Annotated in this window: 30 protein-coding genes; 15 read left to right on the forward strand and 15 right to left on the reverse strand. The window is 59.5% G+C overall.

Annotated features, from left to right (window positions below):
• Positions 1-96 precede the first annotated feature (96 nt).
• The 13 genes from BHU62_RS10850 (at position 97) to BHU62_RS10910 (ending at position 9,160) form a co-directional block, all read left to right on the forward strand.
• Positions 97-1,074 carry a calcium/sodium antiporter gene (locus BHU62_RS10850; RefSeq protein WP_033644493.1) on the forward strand — a complete coding sequence of 326 codons (978 nt, stop codon included), beginning with the start codon at positions 97-99 and terminating at the stop codon, positions 1,072-1,074.
• Between the two features lie 16 nt (positions 1,075-1,090).
• Positions 1,091-2,077 carry an arabinose-5-phosphate isomerase KdsD gene (gene kdsD, locus BHU62_RS10855; protein WP_073532026.1) on the forward strand — a complete coding sequence of 329 codons (987 nt, stop codon included), beginning with the start codon at positions 1,091-1,093 and terminating at the stop codon, positions 2,075-2,077.
• 17 nt (positions 2,078-2,094) lie between these two features.
• Positions 2,095-2,649 carry a 3-deoxy-manno-octulosonate-8-phosphatase KdsC gene (gene kdsC, locus BHU62_RS10860; protein ID WP_073532027.1) on the forward strand — a complete coding sequence of 185 codons (555 nt, stop codon included), beginning with the start codon at positions 2,095-2,097 and terminating at the stop codon, positions 2,647-2,649.
• Positions 2,646-3,224, forward strand: coding sequence for an LPS export ABC transporter periplasmic protein LptC (lptC, locus tag BHU62_RS10865; RefSeq protein WP_073532028.1), 579 nt, complete (start codon positions 2,646-2,648; stop codon positions 3,222-3,224). Before kdsC ends, lptC begins: the two co-directional genes overlap by 4 nt.
• Positions 3,193-3,732 carry a lipopolysaccharide ABC transporter substrate-binding protein LptA gene (gene lptA, locus BHU62_RS10870; protein WP_073532029.1) on the forward strand — a complete coding sequence of 180 codons (540 nt, stop codon included), beginning with the start codon at positions 3,193-3,195 and terminating at the stop codon, positions 3,730-3,732. Before lptC ends, lptA begins: the two co-directional genes overlap by 32 nt.
• A 6-nt stretch (positions 3,733-3,738) precedes the next feature.
• Positions 3,739-4,464: an LPS export ABC transporter ATP-binding protein gene (lptB, locus tag BHU62_RS10875; protein ID WP_004937040.1), complete on the forward strand. Its 726-nt coding sequence runs from the start codon at positions 3,739-3,741 to the stop codon at positions 4,462-4,464.
• A 52-nt stretch (positions 4,465-4,516) separates the two neighbouring features.
• Positions 4,517-5,950 carry an RNA polymerase factor sigma-54 gene (gene rpoN / locus BHU62_RS10880; RefSeq protein ID WP_073532030.1) on the forward strand — a complete coding sequence of 478 codons (1,434 nt, stop codon included), beginning with the start codon at positions 4,517-4,519 and terminating at the stop codon, positions 5,948-5,950.
• A 23-nt stretch (positions 5,951-5,973) separates the two neighbouring features.
• A complete protein-coding gene (gene hpf, locus BHU62_RS10885; protein WP_004937038.1) occupies positions 5,974-6,261 on the forward strand; it encodes a ribosome hibernation promoting factor in 288 nt (95 codons plus the stop codon).
• A 156-nt stretch (positions 6,262-6,417) separates the two neighbouring features.
• On the forward strand, positions 6,418-6,879 hold the full coding sequence (gene ptsN / locus BHU62_RS10890) for a PTS IIA-like nitrogen regulatory protein PtsN (RefSeq protein WP_016930212.1): 462 nt from the start codon (positions 6,418-6,420) through the stop codon (positions 6,877-6,879).
• 129 nt (positions 6,880-7,008) lie between these two features.
• Complete coding sequence (rapZ, locus tag BHU62_RS10895; protein WP_015379177.1) at positions 7,009-7,863, forward strand: RNase adapter RapZ; 855 nt, start codon at positions 7,009-7,011, stop codon at positions 7,861-7,863.
• On the forward strand, positions 7,860-8,132 hold the full coding sequence (gene npr / locus BHU62_RS10900; protein ID WP_073532031.1) for a PTS phosphocarrier protein NPr: 273 nt from the start codon (positions 7,860-7,862) through the stop codon (positions 8,130-8,132). Before rapZ ends, npr begins: the two co-directional genes overlap by 4 nt.
• A gap of 297 nt (positions 8,133-8,429) precedes the next feature.
• Positions 8,430-8,741 carry a type II toxin-antitoxin system HigB family toxin gene (locus tag BHU62_RS10905; RefSeq protein ID WP_073532032.1) on the forward strand — a complete coding sequence of 104 codons (312 nt, stop codon included), beginning with the start codon at positions 8,430-8,432 and terminating at the stop codon, positions 8,739-8,741.
• Positions 8,738-9,160: a helix-turn-helix domain-containing protein gene (locus BHU62_RS10910; protein WP_073532033.1), complete on the forward strand. Its 423-nt coding sequence runs from the start codon at positions 8,738-8,740 to the stop codon at positions 9,158-9,160. The genes BHU62_RS10905 and BHU62_RS10910 overlap by 4 nt, the downstream gene beginning before the upstream one ends.
• Before the next feature lie 3 nt (positions 9,161-9,163).
• Here BHU62_RS10910 and BHU62_RS10915 read toward each other — a convergent pair whose 3' ends face one another.
• The 10 genes from BHU62_RS10915 to BHU62_RS10960 all read right to left on the reverse strand — a co-directional run bounded on the left by BHU62_RS10915 (position 9,164) and on the right by BHU62_RS10960 (position 18,092).
• Positions 9,164-11,080 carry a BglG family transcription antiterminator gene (locus tag BHU62_RS10915; protein ID WP_073532034.1) on the reverse strand — a complete coding sequence of 639 codons (1,917 nt, stop codon included), beginning with the start codon at positions 11,078-11,080 and terminating at the stop codon, positions 9,164-9,166.
• 51 nt (positions 11,081-11,131) lie between these two features.
• Positions 11,132-12,346, reverse strand: a complete 1,215-nt coding sequence (locus BHU62_RS10920; RefSeq protein ID WP_073532035.1) for a lactonase family protein — start codon at positions 12,344-12,346, stop codon at positions 11,132-11,134.
• A gap of 218 nt (positions 12,347-12,564) precedes the next feature.
• A complete protein-coding gene (dagF, locus tag BHU62_RS10925; RefSeq protein ID WP_033648993.1) occupies positions 12,565-13,305 on the reverse strand; it encodes a 2-dehydro-3-deoxy-phosphogluconate aldolase in 741 nt (246 codons plus the stop codon).
• A complete protein-coding gene (locus tag BHU62_RS10930; RefSeq protein WP_073532036.1) occupies positions 13,302-14,420 on the reverse strand; it encodes a DgaE family pyridoxal phosphate-dependent ammonia lyase in 1,119 nt (372 codons plus the stop codon). The genes dagF and BHU62_RS10930 overlap by 4 nt, the downstream gene beginning before the upstream one ends.
• Positions 14,404-15,543: an amidohydrolase/deacetylase family metallohydrolase gene (locus tag BHU62_RS10935; RefSeq protein ID WP_073532037.1), complete on the reverse strand. Its 1,140-nt coding sequence runs from the start codon at positions 15,541-15,543 to the stop codon at positions 14,404-14,406. The genes BHU62_RS10930 and BHU62_RS10935 overlap by 17 nt, the downstream gene beginning before the upstream one ends.
• 64 nt (positions 15,544-15,607) lie before the next feature.
• Positions 15,608-16,258 (reverse strand): DUF4310 family protein, encoded by a 651-nt coding sequence (locus BHU62_RS10940; RefSeq protein ID WP_033636148.1) that lies wholly within the window; start codon positions 16,256-16,258, stop codon positions 15,608-15,610.
• 11 nt (positions 16,259-16,269) lie between these two features.
• A complete protein-coding gene (locus BHU62_RS10945; protein WP_073532038.1) occupies positions 16,270-17,046 on the reverse strand; it encodes a DUF4311 domain-containing protein in 777 nt (258 codons plus the stop codon).
• A gap of 30 nt (positions 17,047-17,076) precedes the next feature.
• A complete protein-coding gene (locus BHU62_RS10950) occupies positions 17,077-17,373 on the reverse strand; it encodes a DUF4312 family protein (protein WP_019453147.1) in 297 nt (98 codons plus the stop codon).
• Positions 17,373-17,738 carry a glycine-rich SFCGS family protein gene (locus tag BHU62_RS10955; RefSeq protein ID WP_033636151.1) on the reverse strand — a complete coding sequence of 122 codons (366 nt, stop codon included), beginning with the start codon at positions 17,736-17,738 and terminating at the stop codon, positions 17,373-17,375. The genes BHU62_RS10950 and BHU62_RS10955 overlap by 1 nt, the downstream gene beginning before the upstream one ends.
• Before the next feature lie 36 nt (positions 17,739-17,774).
• Positions 17,775-18,092, reverse strand: coding sequence for a glycine dehydrogenase (locus BHU62_RS10960; RefSeq protein ID WP_088776050.1), 318 nt, complete (start codon positions 18,090-18,092; stop codon positions 17,775-17,777).
• 453 nt (positions 18,093-18,545) lie between these two features.
• On the opposite strand from BHU62_RS10960, the gene rnk reads away from it, so the two are divergent.
• Positions 18,546-18,956: a nucleoside diphosphate kinase regulator gene (gene rnk / locus BHU62_RS10965; protein WP_004936993.1), complete on the forward strand. Its 411-nt coding sequence runs from the start codon at positions 18,546-18,548 to the stop codon at positions 18,954-18,956.
• Positions 18,957-18,993: 37 nt separating this feature from the next.
• Here rnk and BHU62_RS10970 read toward each other — a convergent pair whose 3' ends face one another.
• Genes BHU62_RS10970 through BHU62_RS10980 form a run of 3 tightly spaced genes read right to left on the reverse strand, consistent with a single transcriptional unit; the run spans position 18,994 to position 22,107 of the window.
• Entirely contained in the window at positions 18,994-19,782 is a 789-nt protein-coding gene (locus tag BHU62_RS10970) for a sulfite exporter TauE/SafE family protein (protein ID WP_073532040.1), read from the reverse strand.
• Positions 19,775-20,656, reverse strand: a complete 882-nt coding sequence (locus BHU62_RS10975; RefSeq protein WP_073532041.1) for a formyltransferase family protein — start codon at positions 20,654-20,656, stop codon at positions 19,775-19,777. The genes BHU62_RS10970 and BHU62_RS10975 overlap by 8 nt, the downstream gene beginning before the upstream one ends.
• Positions 20,653-22,107, reverse strand: a complete 1,455-nt coding sequence (locus tag BHU62_RS10980; protein ID WP_073532042.1) for an FAD/NAD(P)-binding protein — start codon at positions 22,105-22,107, stop codon at positions 20,653-20,655. Before BHU62_RS10980 ends, BHU62_RS10975 begins: the two co-directional genes overlap by 4 nt.
• A 284-nt stretch (positions 22,108-22,391) precedes the next feature.
• Here BHU62_RS10980 and BHU62_RS10985 point away from each other — a divergent pair, with 284 nt between their 5' ends.
• The gene (locus BHU62_RS10985) at positions 22,392-23,174 is read left to right on the forward strand and encodes an AraC family transcriptional regulator (protein ID WP_073532043.1); all 783 of its coding nucleotides are present in this window, start codon (positions 22,392-22,394) and stop codon (positions 23,172-23,174) included.
• Between the two features lie 4 nt (positions 23,175-23,178).
• On the opposite strand, the gene cybC is transcribed toward BHU62_RS10985, so the two are convergent.
• On the reverse strand, positions 23,179-23,565 hold the full coding sequence (gene cybC / locus BHU62_RS10990) for a cytochrome b562 (RefSeq protein ID WP_073532044.1): 387 nt from the start codon (positions 23,563-23,565) through the stop codon (positions 23,179-23,181).
• Between the two features lie 138 nt (positions 23,566-23,703).
• The gene (gene pmbA, locus BHU62_RS10995) at positions 23,704-25,044 is read right to left on the reverse strand and encodes a metalloprotease PmbA (RefSeq protein ID WP_073532045.1); all 1,341 of its coding nucleotides are present in this window, start codon (positions 25,042-25,044) and stop codon (positions 23,704-23,706) included.
• Positions 25,045-25,085 lie beyond the last annotated feature (41 nt).

Here is a 25,085-nt window from a genome sequence, read left to right on the forward strand (position 1 = left end):
GCTGCGGCTCAAACACGCGCAACGGAGGGCAAGCAATACCGCCGCATTGACGGCTTTAACCAACGAACCGGGATAATACCCGACAAAGGACCCTGCATGTTTCTCGCGATAGCATTATTAATCGTTGGTTTATTTCTACTGGTGTATGGTGCAGACCGTTTAGTTTACGGTGCTGCGGTGATTTCCCGCTCGCTCGGCGTGCCGCCGTTGATCATCGGCATGACCATCGTCGGTATCGGCACTTCGCTGCCGGAACTGATCGTGTCGACCACCGCCGCGCTGAACGGGCAGATAGATATGGCCGTTGGCAACGTATTAGGTTCCAACATCACCAACATTTTATTGATCCTGGGCGTGGCGGCGCTGATCCACCCGCTGGCGGCGCGCTCCGAAATATTGCGGCGCGAACTGCCGCTGATGTTAGCGGTCACAGTATTGTGCGGCTTCGTGCTGATGGACGGCACCTTGAGCAGGCTGGACGGCGTGCTGCTGCTGACCGCCGCCGCCGGTTTTATCCTGCTGATGCTGAAAATCGCCCGCCTGGCGCAGCGCGAGGGCAGCGACAGCCTGACCATGGAGCAGATAGCCGAGTTGCCGCAGGACAGCAGCAACACCGTGGCGGTGCTGTGGCTGGTGCTGGCGTTTATCATTCTGCCGCTCTCTTCCAGAATGGTGGTCGATAACGCGACGGTGATCGCGCACTATTTCGGCCTGAGCGAACTGGTGGTCGGTTTGACCATTATCGCCATCGGCACCAGCCTGCCAGAACTGGCCACCTCCATCGCCGGCGCACTAAAGGGCGAGGATGATATGGCGATTGGTAATATCATCGGCTCCAATATTTTCAACACGGTGATCGTGCTGGGCGTGCCCGCCCTGCTGTCGCCGGGCAGTGTAGACGCCGCCGCCTTCCAGCGCGATTACTGGGTCATGCTGGCGGCCAGCGTGCTGCTGAGCGTGCTGTGCATCGGCCGCAAGCATCGCATCGGCCACCTGGCGGGGGCACTGTTATTATGCGGCTTTATTGCGTATCTTGCGGTGCTGTTCTTTAACCCTTTCAGTACTTTCGGCTAAACCGACGGGAATGAGTATGTCGAACATTGAGTTGCAACCGGGCTTCGATTTTCAACAGGCCGGCAAAGAAGTGCTTCAGATCGAGCGTGAAGGGCTGGCTCAGCTCGATCGCTACATCAACGCAGACTTCACCCGCGCCTGCGAAACGATCGCCGCCTGCAGCGGCAAAGTGGTAGTGATGGGCATGGGCAAATCCGGCCATATCGGCTGCAAGATCGCCGCCACCTTCGCCAGCACCGGCACGCCCTCCTTCTTCGTTCACCCGGCGGAAGCCAGCCACGGCGATTTGGGCATGGTCACCCCGCAAGACATCGTGCTCGCCATCTCCAACTCCGGCGAGTCCAGCGAGATCCTGGCGCTGATCCCGGTGTTGAAACGCCAACGGATCACCCTGATCTGCATGACCAATAACCCGGAAAGCGCGATGGCCAAGGCGGCGGATATCCACCTGTGCATCAAGGTGCCACAGGAAGCCTGCCCGCTGGGGCTGGCGCCGACCACCAGCACCACCGCCACATTGGTAATGGGCGATGCGCTGGCCGTCGCGTTGCTGAAGGCGCGCGGCTTCACGCCGGAAGATTTCGCGCTATCGCATCCGGGCGGCGCACTCGGCCGCAAGCTGCTGTTGCGGGTAAGCGATATCATGCACAGCGGCGACGAAATGCCCCATGTCAGCGCCGACGCCTCGCTGCGCGACGCGCTGCTGGAAATCACCCGCAAAAATCTGGGTTTGACGGTGATCTGCGACGATCTGATGAAAATCGCCGGTATCTTCACCGACGGTGACCTGCGCCGAGTCTTCGATATGGGCATCAACCTTCATGAAGCGAAGATCGCCGATGTCATGACGCCGGGCGGCGTGCGGGTGCGCCCCAACATCCTGGCGGTCGATGCGCTGAATCTGATGCAACAGCGCCACATCACCGCGCTGCTGGTTGCCGATGGCGACCAGTTGCTGGGTGTGGTACATATGCATGACATGCTGCGCGCCGGCGTCGTTTAATTAAGGAATAGAACGGAATGGGTATGGTAGAAACCTGCTACGGGCCGGTAGAACAAGAGGTTATGGCGCGTGCCGGGAACATCCGCCTGTTGATTTGCGACGTTGACGGCGTGCTGTCGGACGGCCTGATCTTCATGGGCAACAACGGTGAAGAGCTGAAGGCGTTCAACGTGCGCGACGGTTACGGCATCCGCTGCTTGAAAACTTCGGACATCGAAGTGGCGATCATCACCGGCCGCTCCGCCAAGCTGTTGGAAGACCGCGCGCAGACGCTCGGCATCACCCATCTGTATCAGGGGCAATCCGATAAGCTTTTGGCCTTCCGCGAACTGTTGGATAAACTGTCGTTAACGGCAGATCAGGTGGCCTATATCGGCGACGATCTGATCGACTGGCCGGTGATGGCGCAGGTAGGCCTGGCGGTCGCGGTGGCGGACGCCCACCCGCTGCTGACACCGCGCGCCCACTACGTCACCCATATTGCCGGCGGCCGCGGCGCGGTGCGCGAACTGTGCGACATTATTCTTTTGGCTCAAAATAAGCTGGAGGACGCCAAAGGGCTGTCGATATGAGTAAAACCAAACTTTGGATCACCCTCCTGTTGACGGTGATCGTTCTGGCGCTGATCGGCTGGAACATGACGGACTTCAGCGACGACACGGCCCCCGGCCCGGTCAACGACCAGGATCCGACTTACCAGAGCCAGCACACGCTCACCGTGGTGTACAACCCGGCCGGCAAGCTGAGTTACAAGCTGGTGGCGGAAGACGCGAAGTATTACACCGCCGGCGAGCTGAGCTGGTTCACCCAGCCGGTCATGACGTTGTTCGATGAGAATGCGCTGGCCACCTGGTCAGTACGCGCCGATCGAGCCAAACTGACTAAAGACCGGATGCTGTATCTGTATGGCCACGTCGAGGTAAACAGCCTGACCACCACCTCGCAGCTGGAAAAAATTAAGACAGACAACGCTCAGGTAAACCTGGTCACCCAGGACGTCTCCTCCGATGACGAAGTCACGCTTTTCGGGACGAATTTTACCTCTAACGGCATGAAAATGCGTGGGAACCTGCGGACCAAAACCGCTGAGCTGATTGATAAGGTTAAGACCAACTATGAAATCCAGAACCAAAAACCAACTCCGTAATCTATTGATCGCCAGCACCGTTTTGGCCGTCAGCGCCCCTGCCCTGGCGCTGAAATCCGACTCCAGCCAGCCGGTCAGCATCGATTCGCTCAAGCAGTCGCTGGACATGCAGAGCAACGTCAGCACCTTCACCGACAACGTGGTGATCAAGCAGGGCACCATCGATATCCGCGCCGACAAGGTGGTGGTCACCCGCCCTGGCGGAGATCAGAATAAGACCTATATTGAAGCGTTCGGCAACCCGGTAACCTTCTACCAGATGCAGGACAGCGGCAAGCCGGTCAAGGGCCACGCGCAGAAAGTGCGCTACGACGTGGCGACCCAGCTGGTGACCCTGACGGGCAACGCCTATCTGGAGCAGCTCGACAGCAACGTGAAAGGCGATCGCATCACCTATCTGGTGCAACAGCAGCAAATGCAGGCGTTCAGCGATAAAGGCAAACGCGTGACAACGGTTCTGGTACCGTCGCAGTTGCAAGACAAAAACGGGCAAAAAAAGAGTAACTAATCACTTATGGCAACACTCATCGCAGAAAACCTGGCGAAAGCCTACAAGGGCCGTAAAGTTGTCGAAGACGTCAGCCTGAAAGTGAAATCCGGCGAGATCGTCGGCCTGCTCGGGCCGAACGGCGCCGGCAAAACCACCACCTTCTACATGGTGGTTGGCATCGTGCCACGCGACGCCGGGCGCATCGTCATCGACGAAGAAGACATCAGTCTGCTGCCGCTGCATGCCCGCGCGCGCCGCGGCATCGGCTATCTGCCGCAGGAAGCGTCGATCTTCCGCCGCCTGAGCGTGTACGACAACCTGATGGCGGTGCTGGAGATTCGCCCCGACCTCACCAGCGAACAGCGCGAAGACCGCGCCAAAGAGCTGATGGAAGAGTTCCATATCTCCCATCTGCGCGACAGCCTCGGCCAGGCGCTGTCCGGCGGTGAACGCCGCCGCGTCGAAATCGCCCGCGCGCTGGCGGCCAACCCGAAATTCATTCTGCTGGACGAACCCTTCGCCGGGGTCGATCCGATTTCCGTTATCGACATCAAGAAAATCATCGAGCACCTGCGTGACAGCGGCCTGGGCGTGCTGATCACCGACCACAACGTGCGCGAGACGCTGGACGTGTGTGAACGCGCCTACATCGTCAGCCAGGGCAAACTGATTGCCCACGGCACGCCGGATGCTATTCTGGCCGACGAGCAGGTAAAACGCGTTTATCTGGGCGAAGAATTCCGCCTTTAAACGCCGGCGCGTCCTGCGGGACGACACCGTTAACGGAAGTAGACAGAAAACTATGAAGCAAGGTTTGCAACTCAGGCTCAGTCAACAGCTGGCCATGACTCCTCAGCTCCAGCAGGCGATCCGCCTGCTGCAGTTGTCCACGCTTGAGCTTCAGCAAGAGATCCAGCTGGCGTTAGAGAGCAATCCGCTGCTTGAACAGACCGAACCGCACGACGAAATCGACGCCAAAGAAGCCCCCGATACCGAAGGGCTCGACACTCGCGAGGCGTTGGAACAGAAAGACATGCCGGAAGAGCTGCCGCTGGACGCTACCTGGGATGAGATCTACACCGCCGGCACGCCATCCGGCACCGGCACCGACTACAGCGACGACGAGCTGCCGGTCTATCAAGGCGAAACCACCCAAACGCTGCAGGACTACCTGATGTGGCAGGTGGATCTGACGCCGTTCTCCGATACCGACGCCGCCATCGCCACCTCCATCGTCGACGCGGTGGACGACACCGGTTATCTCACCGTGCCGCTGGAAGACATTCTGGAGAGCCTGGGTGACGAGAACGTAACCCTCGAGGAAGTCGAAGCGGTGTTGAAGCGCGTGCAGCGTTTCGATCCGATCGGCGTCGCCGCGCGCGATCTGCGCGACTGCCTGCTGGTGCAGCTCTCCCAATACGCCAAAGACACGCCCTACCTGGCCGAAGCGCGGTTGATCATCAGCGACCATCTGGATCTGCTGGCCAACCACGACTTTCGCAGCCTGATGCGATCAACCCGGCTAAAAGAAGATACACTGAAAGAAGCGATGCTGCTGATTCAGTCGCTCGATCCGCGCCCGGGGCAGTCGATCAACACCGGCGAGTCGGAATATGTCATTCCGGACGTGCTGGTGCGCAAGACGCAGAACAAATGGACGGTCGAACTCAACGCCGACAGCGTGCCGCGTTTGAAGATCAATCAGCAGTACGCCGCGCTGGGCAACAGCGCCCGCAGCGAAGCCGACGGCCAGTTTATCCGCAGCAACCTGCAGGAAGCCAAGTGGCTGATTAAAAGCCTGGAGAGCCGCAACGAAACCCTGCTGAAAGTCACCCGCTGCATCGTCGAGCAGCAACAGGCGTTCTTCGAGCAAGGCGAAGAATTTATGAAACCCATGGTGTTGGCGGATATCGCTCAGGCCGTGGAGATGCATGAATCGACGATCTCGCGCGTCACCACGCAGAAGTTTCTGCACAGCCCGCGCGGCATTTTCGAATTGAAATATTTCTTCTCCAGCCACGTGAATACCGACAGCGGGGGCGAAGCCTCCTCGACGGCGATCCGCGCGTTGGTGAAGAAATTAATTGCGGCGGAAAACCCCGCCAAACCACTCAGCGACAGCAAGCTGGCCACCCTGCTTTCCGATCAGGGAATCATCGTGGCGCGGCGCACCGTCGCCAAGTACCGAGAGTCTTTGTCCATCCCGCCGTCGAACCAGCGTAAACAGTTGGTTTGACCTCTATTGAGAAGGAAGACACTATGCAGCTCAACATTACCGGACACCACATTGAAATCACCGATCCGTTGCGCGAGTTCGTGAACAACAAGTTCGCCAAACTCGAACAGTATTTTGATCGCATCAATCAGGTGTATGTTGTATTAAGTGTGGAAAAAGTGCAGCAAATTGCGGAAGCAACGGTGCACGTGAATGGAGGCGAGTTGCACGCCACCTCGGAAGACGAGAATATGTATGCCGCAATTGATACGCTGATCGACAAATTGGCACGTCAATTGAACAAACATAAAGACAAATTGAAGCAACACTGACACCCTAACCCATTCCGTTGAGGTTGCCTCCGTCGCAACCTCGCCCTTCGGCGCGTGACCCGCATGGGTGACGCGCCGAACGGTAATCAGGGTTAAAACCGACGAAAAACCGCCTTGCCGGGTTCGCCCGGCGGCGCGGTTTTAAGTGAAGATGAGATGAACAACGAATATATGCAATTAAGCTCGGTGTTAAACATCGAGTGCACCAAAAGCTCGGTACACTGCACCAGCAAGAAACGGGCTTTGGAAATTATCAGCGAACTGGCCGCTAAACAGCTCAACCTGCCTTCGCAGGTGGTGTTTGACGCGGTTCTCACCCGGGAGCGCATGGGCAGCACCGGTATCGGCAACGGTATCGCCATTCCCCACGGCAAACTGGAAGAGGACACACTGCGGGCCGTTGGCGTGTTTATCCGTCTCGACCAACCCATCGCTTTCGACGCTATCGACAACCAGCCGGTCGACCTGCTGTTCGCGCTGCTGGTGCCTGCCGATCAGTGCAAAACCCATTTGCATACCCTGTCGCTGGTCGCCAAACGCCTGGCCGACAAAACCGTATGCCGCCGCCTGCGCGCCGCGCAGAGTGACGAAGAGCTTTACCAAATCATCACCGAGTGACGCCCGGCTGGCGTGACTTCCAGCCCGGATAACGATACTGTTTCACTATGATGGATCCGGCTGCGGCCGGAATAATAGAGTTTCTAACGGTGGCGATGAACGCCGCCGCGATGCCAGGGGAGTTGTCACATGGTGCTGATGATTGTCAGCGGCCGTTCCGGTTCCGGGAAATCCGTCGCCTTGCGGGCGTTGGAAGACATGGGTTTTTACTGCGTTGATAACCTGCCGGTGGTGCTGCTGCCGCAGCTCGCCAATACGCTGGCGGAACGCAATATCTCGGCGGCGGTCAGCATCGACGTGCGCAACATGCCGGAATCGCCGGAGGTGTTCGAATATGCGATGACTCAGCTGCCGGACAGCTTCTCGCCGCAGCTGCTGTTCCTCGACGCCGATCGCAACACGCTGATCCGTCGTTACAGCGATACCCGCCGCCTGCACCCGCTCTCCAGCAAAAACCTGTCGCTGGAAAGCGCCATCGACGAAGAGAGCGACCTGCTCGAACCGCTGCGTTCGCGGGCCGACCTGATCATCGACACCTCGGAAATGTCGGTGCACGAACTGGCCGAAATGCTGCGCACCCGCCTGCTGGGCAAGCGCGAGCGCGAATTGACCATGGTGTTCGAGTCCTTCGGTTTCAAACACGGCATCCCGATCGACGCCGACTACGTGTTCGACGTGCGCTTCCTGCCTAACCCGCACTGGGATCCGAAGCTGCGGCCGATGACCGGTCTGGATAAACCGGTGGCGTCGTTCCTCGATCGCCACACCGAAGTGCACAACTTCATCTACCAGACCCGCAGCTATCTGGAACAGTGGCTGCCGATGCTGGAAACCAACAACCGCAGCTACCTGACGGTCGCCATCGGCTGTACCGGCGGTAAACACCGCTCGGTATACGTGGCGGAACAGTTGGCCGATTATTTCCGCTCACGCGGCAAGAACGTGCAGTCGCGCCACCGCACGCTGGAAAAGCGCAAGCAATGACGGTCAAACAGACGGTTGAAATCAAAAACAAGCTGGGCATGCACGCGCGCCCGGCGATGAAACTGTTCGAGCTGGTGCAAAGTTTCGACGCCGAAGTGATGCTACGCAACGAAAGCGGTACCGAGGCCGAAGCCAGCAGCGTCATCGCGCTGCTGATGCTGGATTCCGCCCAGGGCCGGCACATCGAAGTCGAAGCGACCGGCCCCGACGAAGTCAACGCGCTGGCGGCGGTGGTCGACCTGTTCAACTCCGGTTTTGATGAAGATTAGCCGCTGAAGCCCTCTCGCGAATGCGTCGCACCGGCGCGTTCGTTCTCTTTGCCTCCTCACCCTGACACAACCTCCCGCTTTTCACTTTGCGTATCCGCTTCCAAAATCAGCAGTAGCTGCCTGTAAATGCGAGGCATTGATTTACCAGCACGGCGCTAACCGCAATAGTGTGCAACGACAAGAATGGGCTGCGGCCGGGTATTTCTCTCTCTTTACGAACGAGGGACGATAAGTTTACAATTTGTGAACACACACGGCGGTCGCTATAATGTTCATCGGGTATGAATCGAGGGAGCGATGCACATCATTTCCAGGGAACCGTTCAATAACGCAACCAAGCAATACCCCCATGCAGCCGCGGCTCTCGAGGCCGTTTACAAAGCCTTGCGACGGGGCGAGTTCAGCACGCCAGTCGAGTTAAAGGCGTTGTTCCCTTCGCTTGACCGGATGAAATATAAAGAGAAATGGTGGGTCATTGACGTCGGCGGCAACCACCTGCGGATCCTGTTCTTCGCCAGCTTCGAAACGCAGAAAATATTCGTAAAACACATCGTTAGCCACGCCGAGTACGACAAGCTGATGCAGCACTATCGAAGGAGTTCGTCATGATTTCAGATGCCATTAAGGCCGCCGATGCACTACTGCGCGCCGTGCCCTTATTGCAGGGCAGCAGCTCTCAGCAAGACTACCGGGAAGCGCTCGAATTGGTGGAATATCTGCTGGAAAACGATGAACACCATCCGCTGATTGACATGCTGGCAAAAAAAATCGCCGAATATGAAGATAACAGCGCCGAATTTACCGCATTCAACCAGCGTATCGCCCAACTCCCGCAGGGGGTGGCCGCGCTTCGCGTATTGATGGAACAGCACCAACTCAGCCAAAGTGATTTTGAACATGAGATCGGCAAAAAGTCGTTGGTCAACCAAATCCTGAGCGGCAAAAGATCGCTGACCATTCCGCACATTATGGCGCTGGCCAAACGCTTCAATCTGCCCCCGGCCCTCTTTCTGCCGGAAGCAGATTAGCCCTTAACTCCGGCTCAGGCAGTCCAGCGCCACCGCCTTGAAGCTGTCGAAGCTGTCGCTGCCCAGCAGGCGGCTCATTGAGCGCTCACGCACGAAAGTGACGAACAGCTCGTAAATCGCCATCGCCTCTTCATAGTCGCGTTTGCTGATCGCCAGCAGGAAAATCACCTGCGCGACCTCGCCTTCACCCCAGGCTATGCCCTGCGGCGCCAGCAGCGTCACCACCACGGTTTTTTTCGCCAGCAACCCCAGCGAATGCGGCAGCGCGATGCCCTCGCCCAGCAGCGTGGAGACGATCGCCTCACGTTCCACCACCGATGGGTAGAAGTCCGCGCCGACGTACCCTTCCCGTTCCAGCTGGCCGCACACCCGGCTGAACAGTTCCGCCTGCGTCAGCGGCTCGTTGAGCACCATGAAATGCTCGGCGTCGAAAAACTTCTCCAGCATGTACGGCCTGGTGCGATCCACCAGCACCAGCTTGCCCAGTTGCTCCAGCTGATAATCGGTCGGGAACGGCGACATCACCACCACCGGCTTATTCTTTTCGCCGATGCGGGCGTTGGAAATCACGAAGTCTTCGTCGATATGCACGAGCATCTCGTAATCGCGCAGCGAGACGATGCGCGTCATCACCAGCTGCGGATACTTGCGCGCAATCTGCGCCTGGATCATCCGCACCGTCGAGTTGCCGGTATCGCACACCAGCATCACCTGCGGGTGGCGCTCATAACCGATGTTGTAATGCCGCTCCAGCCCCACGCCGATATGCAGCACCAGATAGCCGATCTCGTTCTCGCTCAGGGTATAGGGGGTGTATTTGCCCCAGCTGGAGACCGCCGCCAGCGTCACGTCGTAAGCCATCGGATAGTGCTGCTTGATGTTGGCCAGCAGCGGATTGGGGATGTTGATCTGGTATTTCACCCGCGTAATCATGGTTTTGATATGGGTGAGCAGATCGGCTCGCAGCTGCTCGTCGCCCTGCAGGTTGTAGTTATAGTGCGCGTTGATGTAGGACAGAATGTAGTCCACCAGCGCTTCTTCGTCGTCGGCGTTGATTTCGGTCGGCTGTACGTCCTGCACCCGCCGCGCGGCAATGTTGACCCGTAGATAGGCCTCTTCGGCCATCGAGATCTCTTTGCCGGAGGCTGCGCGCAGCTCCGCCGCCAGGCGGGTCGACACCTGACGCACCGCGTCGTCGCCGTCCTCCACCTCGAAGTCCGGCAGCGGATAGCCGTCATTGATGCGCCGCAGCGCCACCGCGCAGTAGAAGATCAGGTACTGCTCGCCCTCGTCGGTCAGACGAATGGCGTATTGCGACAACAGCGGGTGCAGCAACCCGGCGAACGCCGCCACCTGCGGCTGCAGCAGGATCTCGTTGTTGAGCAGCGGGTTCTCGGCATCGGCCAGCTGCAGCTGAAACAGCAGATCGGTCAGGCAAGCGCGGATCGCCATCTCCGCGCCGAACAGCTTCATGCCGTAGCGCGGTTTGGTTTCGATCGTCAATTGATAGTTCGCCAGACGCTCTCTCACCTCAGCCATGTCGTTTTGCAACGTGCCACGGCTGACGAACCACTCGTCGGCCAGATCTTCCAGTTTAAGGGAAAAGGCTGAGGTCAAAAAACGCACCAGCAGGTAATGCACCCGCTCCTGCGCGCTGCGCGGGGTGGCGTGCTTGCGGCGCTCCTGATGCTGCAAGGCGCTGAACAGTGCGGCATTGTCGACCTGCAGACGATAGCCGGCCCCGCGGTTATGCACGAAGCGCGCGCCGTACTTTTCCAGAATATCGTTCAGCGCGGTGATATCCGCCCGCACCGTGCGGGTGGACACGGCGAACCGCTTCGCCAGCTCATCCTGCGGCAAAGTCTCGGTTTGCAAAGCATCGAACAAGTAAGCCAAACGCGGGTAAGGAAATCGCACCATTCTGTATCCGTCAATCAGGCGGCCCACCCGGCGAACCGGGCGGGCCACGGGTTACTTCGGCGACGGCAGGAACGCCATTTGCGAAGGGCTGCCGATCGGCAGATAGCCGCCCGCAAAGCTGAGTTTGCCGTCCGTCGGGTTTACGCTGAAACGGGTAACGTTATCGCTGCGCTGGTTCAACGCATACAGATAGCGGCCGTCCGGGCTCAGCGCCAGCGAACGCGGGTAATCGCCGCGCGTCCAGGTTTCCGCCACCGGCTTCAACGCACCGCCGGCACCCACACTGAACTGAGCAATGCTGTTATGCAGCCGGTTGGCGACGTACAGCGTGTCGCCGCTTTTACTGAGCGCCAGCCCCGACGCGAAGCTGGTGCCCTGATAGTCGGCGGGCAGCGTGGAAACCGCATGCAGTTGTTTCAGAGTACCTTTTTGGCGATCAAAACGGTAGCTGGTCAACGTCGAGGCCTCTTCGTTCACCAGCAGCAGGGTTTCACCGTCCGGGTGGAACACGAAATGACGCGGACCGGCACCGGCGGAAGAGGCGGCGATCCACGGCGGATCGTTCGGCGTCAGCTGGCCGCTTGCGGCGTCAAAGCGCCATTGGTAAATGCGATCCAGCCCCAGATCGGTGGAGAACACGAACTTGCCGCTCGGATCGCTGGCGATCATATGGGCATGCGAGCCATTGTGATCGCTGATGGCGAAGCTGCCGTTCACCGCCGCCGCCGGTCGGGCCGCGCCCGCAGGGCCCTGCTGTTGCTGCACCGAGCTGGCGGCGCCCAGGCTGCCGTCCGCTTCGATCGGGAAGGCCGCCACGCTGCCGCTGACGTAGTTGGCCACCAGCAGGTGGCGCCCGTCCGGCGTCGATGAGAGATACACCGGCCCCGCCCCCTGCGAGTCCACCTGGTTGAGCGGCGTCAGTGCGCCGTCGGCCGGATTGACCCGGTAAGCGGTGATGCCGCCGTGCTTGCCGCCGTTGAAATCGGCCACTTCGCTGGCGACATACAGCGTCTTGCCGTCAAGACCCGGTGTCAACTGTGCCGGATTCGGCACTTTGCTGACCAGCGTAGCGTGGCTCAGCGCGCCGCTGGCCGGATCGAGCTGCACCCGGTAAACGCCTTCGCCGTTGGGATTGTAGGTGCCGATATAGGCAAAATGAGATGACGTGGAGTTCATTGCATCCTCAGCATGTAGCGCCGGGCCGGTCACGGCCAGCAGCGCCAGAAACAACGCGGTGCGTCGGGTTGGAGCCTGCCAGTTTCGCATAGTAATCCTCAATCCTTAGTATAGGTAACGGCGCGGCATGCCGCGCCACGGGAAAACCTTCGCCTCCCAGCGTTATCCCCGTCATACTTGAAGTTGCTTCTGTGTTGGCTGCAAGCACTCCCCCCAGTCACTTACTTAAGTAAGTGACTGGGGACTCATGCTCTTGCCGCCTGGAAGCAACTCCAATTATTTAGGGCATACCTCATCCCATTACGCGTTCAGCCCACCAGCTTTTTGGTCATCGCCAGCAGGGTTTTCACGTCCTGCGGGCGCGTGTCGCCGCTGGCGGCGTCGATGATCGAGCTGTAGATATGCGGGATCACGCGTTTCACGCCGGCCGCCAGCGCGATCTCGACGATCGGCTCGTAGTTTTCCAGATCGATGCCGCCCGTCGGCTCCAGCATAAAGTCATGTTCAGCGCAGGCCTTGGCTACGTACTGGTATTCGTCTTTGCACTTCAGGCCACCCATCGGGAAATACTTGATGGAGCTGCCGCCCATGTCCTTCAGCAAGGCGATAGCGGTTTCCACCGGCACGATGCCGTCCGGCGCCGCGGCGCTCAATGGACCGGTGGAGATCTTCACCCAACCGACGCGGCCGGTCGGCGACACCAGGCCGTTGACCACGCTGTCGTTCTGGCCCAACAGCGCGCGGCTGGCACCGACGCCGGTAAACACCTGGTTGACGTGCTGCGGCTGCACCTGCTGAGCGATCAGGCTGACCATCGCCGACTGCTTCGGATCGCCGGCGCCCAGGCCAACCGAGAGCGCGTTCTCGATCAGGCGCGCATAGCGCAGCATGTCGGTCACCGCGCTGTCGACGTCCGGGTAGTTCTTGGAGAGCACGCCCACCAGCACATGGCCTTCCGCCGCAGCGTAGATGTCCTGCGCGTTGGCTTTGGAGCCGGCCAGCACGTTCAGGCAGACACGATCGCGATAGTAGTTAGGCTGCAGCTTCATGCTTGTTTCTCCGTAAACAGGTTTTTAATACAGGTAAAGACGGTCATCAGCTGTTGCTCGTCAACGCTGCGCACATCGACCTCAATCTTGCCTTCGTTGGCCTTGTAGCCGCGGAAGTAGATGGCGATGTCGCCGGTTTTCAGCGCCTGGACGATGTCATAGGTCGAACGCCCCAGCACCGCCTCGTCGAAAGCGATCTCTGCGCGGGCGATATCGCGGCCGGCGCTGTCCCAGACGGTTTTGGCGCTGACGCCGGTCAGGGTGTTGAGGCTGTCGAGGAACGGCGTCATCCGCTCCACCATCTGTTGCCCGGTGGTTTTCTCAAGCGTCAGATAGCTTTCAATCGCCTGCGTCAGCCCGAGGATGCCCTCTTTGCCGACCTTCATCGCCCGGCCGATGCCGCCGGACTGCAGCTTCACCCACTCGACGAACTGTTTCTTGCCGATCACCAAACCGCTGGTCGGCCCCTCGATGGCTTTGGCGCCGCTGTAGATCACCAGATCGGCCCCCATCTGGGAGTAACACATCAGATCTTCTTCCGCCGCGGCGTCGACGATCAGCGGCAGGTTATGTTTGCGCGCCACCACCGCCGCCTGTTCGACGGACAGGATACTTTTCTGCACGCAGTGGTGCGATTTGACGTACAGGATCGCCGCCGTCTGCGGCGTGATGCAGGCTTCAATCTGCTCCGGCGAACATTCGTTGGCGTAACCCGCCTCCACCACCTTGCCGCCGCCCAGCGCCACCATGGTGTCCACCGGCGCACCGAAGTTGACGTTGTGGCCGCGCGGCAGCACGATTTCGCGCGGCACGCTGATCGGCGCCGAGTGCAGGTTCACCAGCAAATTGGCGTTATCTTTGACGATCACCGCCGCCACCGACTGGGCGATGCCGGCCGAGGCGCAGGAAACGATCACCGCATCTTCCACATTGAGCAGATCGGCGATATAGGCACCGGTTTTGTTGACCAGATCCTTGATTTCGAAATAGTGATTCAGACCGTAGTTAACGGCGTCGATCACGTCCTGGCGCGGCGTGGAAACGCCGAGAATGGTCATGCGACCGGAAGTGTTGATCACCTGCTTCAAACCGTATTTTTCATAAATCGAAGACATGCGCAGCCTCCCCTTGTTCGGTTAATAGGATTTCCCCGGCTACCACCGCGGCCAGCGGTACCAGCAGCTGTTCGCCCTCGGCGGTTTGCCCTTCGGCGTCGGCGAACACCTGCGGTTCGCGGCGCAGTTCAAACAGCGTGAAATCGGCGTCATAGCCCGGTTCCAGCCGCCCTTTGCCGCTCAGTTGCAGCGCCGACGCGGCGTTCTCCGTCACGCAGGCGATCACCTGCGGCAGCGTCAGGCCGACGCTGAAGAATTTGGACATCACCGTCGCCAGGCTGTGCACCGGCCCGTTCATGCGGTTGCGGCAGTAAATATCGGAGCTGATGGTGTGCGGCAAAATGCCCAGCTTGATCGCCTGGCGCGCCACCTCGAAGCTGAAGCTGGCGGTGCCGTGCCCCACGTCGAGCAACACGCCGCGCCGCAGTGCGCGCTGGATAGACTCGCGCAACGTGCCTGCCGGTGTCAGAATGCGGTTCGGTTTGCCGTTGTAGCAGTGGGTGATGATGTCGCCGCGGGTCAGCAGATCGGCGATTTCGTCCAGGTTCGGCGGGTTGTTGCCGATATGCACCATCAGCGGCAGCTGGCGGTTTTCCCGTTGGATCTCTTTGGCCAGCACCAGCGGCCGGGTGCCGTTTTTGCCCACCACGCTGCTGCTCATGCGCGCCTTGATGCCAATGATAAAACCGGGGTGGTTGGCGATCGCCTGGCCGGCCTCGCGTTTGTCGATGTCCGCCATATCCGCCAGCTCGTTCTGCCGCAGCAGGCCGATGCGCGAGATGTTGAGGAAGGCGAACACGTTGGTTTTGGCGCTGCGCGTCAGCTGATAAAAGGCGTCGATATCGTCGGCGCCGGTGCTGCCGGCATCGACCACGCTGGTGACGCCGCTGGCGACACCGACCCGATCCGGCTCGTCATGGTAAATCGGCGAAGCCGGATAGCAATGCACGTGCGCATCGATCCAGCCGGCGCTCAGACGGCAGTTGCCCGCCAGATCCAGCTGGCGAACGGCGCTGACGTCCGCCGCCAACCGCCCCACCGAGGCTATTTTGCCGTCTTTCACCGCCAGATCGATCAGCGTGTCGTCCGCCAGTCTGGCGCCTCTGATTACTAAGTCATACATACCGCATTGCTCCTGTTAGCCCGGGCGCCGCTCGCTATTTCGGGCGGCGCCTGGCGCAGGCCTGTTAAGAAATGGCTACCGGGAAGATCGCTCCCAGGATCATCGCGCCGAGGATCGCACCGCCGGTGATCGGTTTACCCCAGATATAGAACAACAGCGCGCCGAGCAGCGAACCGATGCCGATCGGAATCGAGGCGGTCATCGCCGACAAGATGATCAACGGCCCAAGGAAGCGGCCCGACGAGTTGCCGGCGCCCATCATCACGTCCGCCCCGTAGGTGGAGTTACTCTGATTGATGGTGAATTTGCGCGCCAGGATGATCACGTAGCCGATCGCCAGACCGATAACCAGGCCGGTCACCAGCGAAGCGGCGAAGTTGGCGACCGGGAACACGATGCCGGCACCCAGCAGCAGCGCCGGTACACCCAGCCCGACGCCGGTTTGGATCGCGCCGCCGATGTCCAGGATGCCCACCAGCGAGCCTTCGATGATGCGTGCGAACAGGAAGCTGGCGCCGAACGCCGCCACCGCGCCGTACACGCCGGTATCCATCCCCGCCCGCAGCATGGAAACGAACGCCACTTCGTTAAAGGCGCCGATGCCATACAGGTAGTACATGTGCGTCCCGGCGAACACGCCGGAGGACAGCAGGCCAACAAAAATCGGGAATGACCAGTCGGCGTACCAGAAGCCTTTTTGGGTTTGCTCTTCCATCATCCCGCTCCTTATTTACCGCTCAGGGTGTTGTGAATGGCGTCCAGCCAGCCCGGCACGCCGAGGCTGAAGGACTCGAGAACTTTCATGTCGAAGCCGCGGAAGAAGCCGCTCAGCACGAACAGCAGCACGATCACCGCCATCATGATCTTGGTGATTTTGTTCCAGCCGCTCTCTTCCACGCCTTTGCCGATCAGAATGCCCAGCACCAGGCCCGGCACGGCGTTGCCCATGATCAGCTGTGCCAGGCCGCCGAAGATGGTGCCCCAGAAGCCGGAACGGCGCCCGGCGTCGATCGCCGCCAGCCAGAAGATCACCGGCATCACGGTGTTCACCAGCAGGTTGGCCGCCGGCACCAGCACCTTGATCGCGGTGACCTGCAGCGCGGCGGGCACGGCGGAAGCGGTGGTATTGAGGAAGGTCACCACCAGCATGCCGATGATGCCGCAGGCGATAGCCATTTTTTTCGGATCGTGCAGCGTTTTCGCCAAATTGCGGTTCTTGACCATCAAGGCCGCCGCGCCCCAGTGCGGGATGATGCGGTGGTCGACGTCCTGCGTGAAGGAACCCGCCGCCACGGAAGACGCCCAGGCGTTGAAGAAGAAGCCCAGACCGAATGAGAAGTGGGAAGCCGGATCGCCTTCGCAGGAATTCAGCTCGCCCAGGGTGCGAAACGCCCCCATGCCCTGTGTGGTCGGCGCGTGGAACATGCGCGCGGCGCCGGCCCCTACGCCGACCCCCACCAACCCGCCGATAATAATCGATTTAAATAAGATGATTAAAAACATCAGTATACCCTTTCATTTATGCTAACGTTTTTATTTCGTGACGAAGACAACCTTCTCGGTGTTGATAATGGTTACGTTCACGGTTATTTCCAGAGAAACGGCATAGCTCTTTCTTTCACGCGGCAAAAAGAAGAAAAGAAATTTCTCTTTAGTTATTTTCTCTTCCGCTTTCAATACGCTGACGTCCTGCGGCTCGATGCGCAGCAGAATATTGTTGGTGGACTTTAATACCGCGCCCTGCACATTAGCCAAGGCGGAAGCAAAAGCTTTCGCTTTGCTATCGCCTTTACCCTCCACCTTTACCGATGTGGTATATTGCTCTTTCATTATGGGTTGCCATGTTTTTTGATGTAGGCTTCCACCAGTTTTTGGCCCAGCTCTTCTTTATCCATAAAGCCGAAGCCCAACACGTTGCAGCCTTCGTTAATTGCCGTCACGCCCTCTTCCACCGAGCGCATGCCGTATTTAGCCTTGTAACCGTGTTTGGTTTGCGCGGTAATCGCGCCGGCGCCGCCGCTGCCGCAAAAAGAGATGCCCAGCTGCGCATTTTCCGCTTTCATCACGTCGCCCAGCTTCATGTCCGCCGCCACACCGGGGATGACCACCGCTTTTCCGCCTGCGTTTTCAACGCCCTGGCCGACTTTTTGCCCTTTACCCAAACGATCGCCGATCACTACGGTAATTTGACCCATGGTATATTCTCCTGATTGAAATAGATGCGTTAACCGCTATGCGTTATTATCTTTCGCCACTTCGAAGTGCACCGAAAGCAAATAGGCCTCTTCGATAGGCAATGTGCCAAATTGACTTACCACGCGCTCCGCCATCTGCATGGATTCGGCGGAAATCTCGTCGAACAGCGATTTATCCACCTCCGGCAACGGTTCGCCGGTTATTGAGCGCAGCACCATGGCGCGAATATGTGACTCCAGCATTTGTTGCTGTACCGAATTGGTATAAATATTTTCCGCATTCAGCATCGCGGTAATATCCGCCAACACCCGAGCGGTAACCGCTCCGGCTTCGCTGACATCGGACTGTTCAATTTCTTTTACCGAAGCAGATCCATCATTCACTTTTCAGTACCCCTAGATCCCACATTAATCCGTAAGTCGTAAAGCGCATCACCTAAATAACCCGCTTTCTTTGCTGTCTTTACCCTAACCCCGGTCAGACTTTCTGTGTAGACCAGTTTTTTCCAGTTCGAAGTGGAAATCGAATGACGCACGGGGATCCATTTCGCAAAACGGCGCGGCGGTGAAAAAGTCAATGAGATAACAAATAGATAACCGGGCTAACCGTTTCTTTTGCCACGATTGACGATAAAAGCCTTCGTGATCGGGATCTCTTTCTTTTCTCGCCCCAACCGCCTACTATCAATGGGACAAATCGACATTACCAACACCCCCGCTCCTCTGGCGCGGGGGTGTTGCTTTGTGTTGTTTTTCCGAATTTATGGGTGCACAGACTGGCACCCTTTGATTTGACTGGAGAGTGGAATGACCAAACCCATCATTACTATTAATGAGCTGGATGCGGAACGCCTGGATGCGCTATTGGAACAACCGGCCTTTGCCAACACCGACGTTGCCGCCGCGCTGAACGACGAGTTGGATCGCGCGGAAATCCTGCCGCCGGAGAAAATGCCGGCCAACGTGGTGACCATGAACAGCCGCGTGCGTTTTCGCGATCTGCACACCGATGAGGAACACGTGCGCACGCTGGTTTACCCGGCATCGCTGAAAGACAGCCACGATCAGCTGTCGGTGATGGCGCCGCTGGGCGCAGCGCTGCTCGGCATGCACGTCGGCAAGCAGATCTCCTGGCAATTGCCGAACGGTGAAGAAGCGCGGATTGAAGTGCTGGAATTGCTGTACCAGCCGGAAGCGGCGGGTGAATACCACCGTTAAGCGGTTCTCAGGGCGGCGTCCGGCCGCCCTTTCTGTCTCAGACGCAGATAGCGATCAGCACGGCGATCAGCAGCAGCACGTAAATTTTGGCGTGCAGCGCATCACTGACCTTCGGTAAACAGCGCCTGGCGAAGACAATTCCCGCAATCCCCGCCACCACCAACAGCCCCAGAATGTTCAGATTGACGTAGCCCAGATACTGCGGCCCGCTCATTTCTCGCCATCCCAGCACGATATACATCAGCGCGCCGATCACCGCCACCGGGATCGACAGCGGATTGGCGGCGCTGACACAGTGCTTCATGTCATAGCCGTGTCGGCGCAGCAACGGCACGGTCATCACGCTACCGCCGACGCCCAGCAGCGTGGCGATGCCGCCGATCAGCGGCCCGCCGCCCCACAGCGTAGCGGTGGAAAGTTCGGCGCGCGCCGGTTTGACCAGGAAGCCCCGGCGGAACAGACAGTCGGCGATGGTCACCGCCATATAGACCATGAACAGCCAGCGTATCACGCCGTCCGCCAGCAGCGAGGAGGCGAGCGCGCCAAGCGCCGCGCCGATGCCGATGAAAAAAATCAGCGGCACGATGGTTTCACGCAGCAGATTGCCGCTGCGCCAGTTGGTCAGCGTGGCATAACCCGCATTGAGGATCATCACCGCCGTCGAGGTCGCCACCGCGATATGCATCGCCTGGCCGGGCTGTTCGCCCGAGGCGGAGATCAAATGGTAGACGAAAGGCACCACCACAAAGCCGCCGCCGAAACCGAACAGAATGGTGGTGATGCCGGTCAGAAAACCGGCACCCAGAACAATCAACGTCTCAATCATGGCCGTGCGCCCGAACGAAGTCGTCGAACCCGGCGCAGAACTGCCCCGCCAGCGGATGAAAACGATCGCCGACGAACAGGCTCAGATACTGCTCGCGCACGGCGTCATGGTCCGCCAGCTCAATGCCGGCCTGCTCCGCCTGCGCCAGCGTCTGCGCGTCCGGGAAGCCCCAATAGCGCGAGTCGCCCTGCTTTTCCGTCGCTACCGCGCCTCCTCGCTCCGCCCGCATCAGCTGACGGGCCAAGAAAGCGCCGCTCTGCACGCCCAGCAGCATCATGTTTTCCAGGAACGACAGGTCGTGGCGCAGCTCGGCGGGCAGCCGGGCCAGCACCGGGCCGGCATCCCAGTGCTCGTCCATTTCATGCAGCGTCACCGCGCAGTCTTTGTCGCCGTTCATCATCGCGCGGAACAGCGTCATCACCCCGCGATAGCGCGGCAAATCCCCCGGATGCAGGTTCCACAGCAGCTTGCCGCGTCGGCTGAAGGCGCGCACATAGTCGGCGGAGAATTTCTGATAACAGCGCAGGGAGATCACGGCGTCCATGTGCCCCAGGCTGCTGATAAACGCAGCGTCGTTGATGTCGGCGACGCGATGCGCTTTCACCCCGGCGGCGGCCAGAAACAGCGTCGGCGGCTGATAGGCGCCCACACAGGCGCCGGCGTTGCGGCCGACGAACGGGAACACGAAATCGTTCAGCACCTCGCGCTCATACAACCCCAGACGGCGAACCGCCGGCTCCTGCGTGCGGCCGGTGCTTTTCGCCAGGGGAAAATACACCGTGAAAGCACACTCGTTCTTCAAAGAGACGATCAGATCCTGACACGCCAGCCAGGAGAAAATGTCGTTGCCGACAAAGAGCGCTACGTTTTTCATACTTCAGCCTTCTTTGCGTTGAAAATAGGGTTGTTGAACACGATTTTGCTGATATCCCGCGTGATGGACTCCATCGCCGAGGTGTAAAAAAGATCGCCCTTGGCGGGCGCGCCGAGCGAATAGAGATGCTGTTCATGGCCGCGCTGATCGGCGATTTTCAGCGTGTGCGGGTTGCACTTCACGCCACCGAACAGGTTTTCTTGCACCAGCCCGTCTTGCAGCAGCTGATGGCTCAGGCGGTTGGGCGGCAGTTGATAAGACGGCGTAGTGCAGTTGAACAGATACTGCACGCGCACCCGTTCATCCTGGCAACGGAGGGTAAAACCGTCCTTATCCTTGCCGATATCCACCAGGCCGCCGCAGGCGCGCAGGCGCTGGCTCTCCAGGGCCGCCACGATCTTGTTGGCGTTTTTGAGCGGCATAGCATGCCGATTGCGCATCCAGGAAGAGTTGTAAAAACGCATAAAGACCTGCCGGTTGTTGGCATCCATCTTGACCCAGGCGGCACATACCGTCGGGTGGATCGCCGCCAGATAGCTGCAGATGTGTTCCCGGGCAAAACGCGCGCGATCGAGGCTCTCCGCCAGATCGCGATAACAGTCGCGCCCTTCCCCGAGTGCCGAGAGCACCGTTAACCGCTCCGGCCCCGGGTAGTGGCGCGCCAGCGCGGCGTTGATCGCATGAACCAACTGATGCGCGTCGATGAAATCGTTGCCGGCGACAAAGCGCCGCAGCCCCTCAACGAACGCCGCCGGCGGCGGACGCATCAACGCCGGCTGCACGCTGGGGAACAGACCCGAACGCGACAGGGCGCAGATATCGGTCGCCCCCATGCGCTCCGTCAGTTCGACGATGGCGTCGATCGCCGTCAGGCTGCAGCCAATCACGCCGATAGCCGAATAAGGGTTAATCGCCGGCAGATCCTGGTTGGCCTGATAAGGGATCACGCCATCCACCGGATAGAGGCATTCCGGCGGGTTGTGCCCCGAGCACAACACCAGCGCATTCATCTGCTCGGCGCCGCCGCAGGCGGTGGTCAGCCGATAACCCGCCTCGTGCGTCGCGATGGCATTCACTTCGGCGGTCACGAAATTCAACGTCACGTTGCTGTCCGCCGCCATATAAATCGCCATGTCGCGAATAAAATCGAGATATTCCCGATACAACCAACGCGGAGGATAACGATCCTGGCAAAACTGCGGGAAATGCATGGCGATCCAATCAACGAAGTGCGCGTCGTCGAAAATATCCGCCGACATGTTTTCCGGCGTCATATTCAATATATGGCTGTCAAAGTCGCTGCTGTACGCCATACCGCCCTTGAAGCCCTGTTTATCGAAAACCTTCAGGGAAAGCGGCCTTTTGCAATGATTAACCGACTTATTTTTTATAAAGTTATACGCAAAAGAGATGCCGGCGGCTCCGCCGCCAATCACACCGAACTTATACATGAAATATCACCTTATAGTCATTGAACTGCGCTAAGAACTATTGCTTCAGGTGTTGGAATAAAAAGACGCCTTATTCCTTATTAACTTCTTGTATTGCGGAAACGAGATAACCCGCCCCACCCCGGTGTGAAAACTTGCATAGGCTTTATCGCCGCTAAAAATAGCGACTACCCAGACAAGCATTATTTTTCTGCCCCGATAGTAGGCCGCCGGCTGCTGGCTTGCTTTATATGAAAGGCCAACTATCATTGCGTTTCGGCCAATCTGTCTGCCAAAGAGAACACATGCGCAACGTCCGCATTGATGACATCGACCACGTAGCGCGCGCCGTGATCGCCATCGGCACCGACTATCCGCCGGGGCATCTGCTGCCGATGCACAGCCACCGGCGCGCACAGTTGCTGTACGGCGCCACCGGCGTCATGCACGTCTTCACACAGCAGGGCAACTGGATCGTCCCGCCGCAGCACGCGGTGTGGTTACCGCCGCAGATGCCGCATGCGGTGAGGATGGTCGGCGTCACCACCCGCAGCCTGTACCTGGAACCGAGCGCGCTGCCCGTCGAACGGCCGCAGGTGTGTCAGGTGGTCAGCGTCACGCCGCTGATGCGCCAGCTGTTGATGGCGGCGGTGGATATGCCATTGGAATATGCGCGAGAAGGGCGCGACGGGGCGCTGGCGACGCTGCTGCTGCACGAGCTGGCGCGGCTGCAGCCCTTGCCGCTGCACATCCCGCTGCCCGCCGATCCTCGTCTGAGCGAGCTGTGCCGCGCCTTCTTGCAGCAGCCCGACGCCCACGATTCCGCGCAGCATTGGGCCCCTCGCCTGTATATGAGCATTCGCACCTTCAGCCGCTTCTTTCGCGCGCAGACCGGCATGCCTTTTTCGCAATGGCGCCAGCGCGCCTGCGTGGTGCTGGCGTTGGCGCTGCTGGCCGAAGGGTGCAGCGTGACGCAGGTAGCGATGGAGATGGGATATGACAGCAGCGCGGCGTTTTCAACCATGTTTCGCCGCGTGCTGGGGCAGGCGCCCTCCTCCTATCTGGCGGAAGAGGGGCGCGATAGTTGACGACTTAGCGGAATTTCTGGTGATTGGCGTCGCGGGTCTGCTTGAAGCCCTTCGCCAACTGCTTCGCTTCGGCGACTTTGCCCCGTTCAGCCAGCGCCAACGCCTGATCGATCTGGCCAATCAAGGTATCCAATCCGCTGCGAAAGTCTTTCATCTCCGGGCTATCGGCGGCTTTGTCCTCCAGCTTCGGCGGGGTGGCTTGTTTGGCATCCTGCGCGGCGGCGCGCATGTTTTGCAGGCTCTGTTTGAGGGCGGCGGCGGAATCGGTATTCAGCACCGTTTTGTAGTTTTCAGCCAGGGTGTCCATATCGTCGCCCAGATCGGCGGCAGCCGCCAGCGAACTGGCCGCCAGCAGCACCAACGCCGCCAAGGCTTTCAGGGTATTCTGCATGTTTGCTCACCTTCCGTTTATTGTTTTAGTCAATCCACCACTACCTTAGGCAAGGCCGGGCAAAATCGAAACCGGAGATTTGTAAGCAAGGTTGAGACGGGATAACGCGCGGCCGACGGGCGCCGGCCGCACAGAGGATCACTGGCCGGCGATCTTCATTTCCGGCAGCAGCACCGAACCGCACTGGATATTGCTGCGGGTTTCAATATCGCTGCCAACGCTGACGATGTTGCGCAGCATGTCTTTCAGGTTGCCGGCGATGGTGATCTCGCTGACCGGATATTGGATCTCACCGTTTTCCACCCAAAAACCGGCGGCGCCGCGCGAGTAGTCGCCGGTGACGCCGCTGACGCCCTGGCCCATCAGCTCGGTGACCACCAGCCCGGTACCGAGCTGTTTCAGCATGCCGGCGAAGTCGGCCCCCTGCCCGGCAATGCGCCAGTTATGGATGCCGCCGGCATGGCCGGTGCTGTGCAGGCCCAGCTTGCGCGCCGAGTAGCTGGTCATCAGCCAGGTCTGCAGCACACCGTCCTTGACGATATCGCGCCGCTGGGTGCGCACGCCCTCGCTGTCGAACGGCGTCGACGCCAGCCCTTTCAGCAGGTGCGGATGCTCCTCGACGGTCAGCCAATCCGGCAGGATCTGCTTGCCGAGCGCGTCCAACAAGAAGGTCGATTTGCGGTAAACGCTGCTGCCGCTGATGGCGCCCACCAGATGGCCGAACAGCCCGGTGGCTACCTCGGAGGCGAACAACACCGGCGCCTTCATGGTCGACAGTTTGCGCGGCGCGAGACGCGCCAGCGTGCGGCGGGCGCACTCCTGCCCCACCCACTCGGGGCTTTGCAGATCGCCCATCGCACGGCCGATGGTGTAAGCGTAATCTCGCTCCATATCGCCGTCCTGTTCCGCTATCACACAGCTGGACAGCGAGTGGCGGCTGGAACAGTAGCTTTGCAGCATTCCGTGGCTGTTGCCGAACACCTTGATGCCGTAGTGGCTGTTGAAGCTGCCGCCTTCGGTGTTGGTGATGCGCTTGTCTGCCGCCAGCGAGGCCTGCTCAGCGCGCGCCGCCAGCTCGATGCCGCGCTCGGCGTCCAGTTCGACAGGGTGGAACAGATCGAGATCTGGCGCCTCGAACGCCAGCAGATCTTTCTCCGCTGGGCCGGCGCAAGGATCTTCAGAGGTGTAGCGCGCGATATCCAACGCCGCCTGCACGGTGCGGGCGATGGCGTCCGGGCTGAGATCGGTGGAAGAGGCGCTGCCTTTGCGCTGGCGGTGATACACGGTGATGCCCAGCGCGCCATCGCTGTTGAACTCGACGTTTTCCACCTCGCCGAAGCGGGTGCTGACGCTGATGCCGGTCGATTTGGTAACCGCAACTTCCGCCGCGTCGGAACCGGCGCGGGCCAGCTCCAGCGCCTGAGAAACGGCCTGTTCCAGCGCCTTGCGCTGTTCTGCAACTTGAGTGACTACTTTCATCAATCTGCCATAATTAATCAGAAAATCGTTGAGAAAAGTGC

This window comes from Serratia marcescens, assembly GCF_001902635.1.
Classification (GTDB): Bacteria; Pseudomonadota; Gammaproteobacteria; order Enterobacterales; family Enterobacteriaceae; genus Serratia; species Serratia marcescens_F.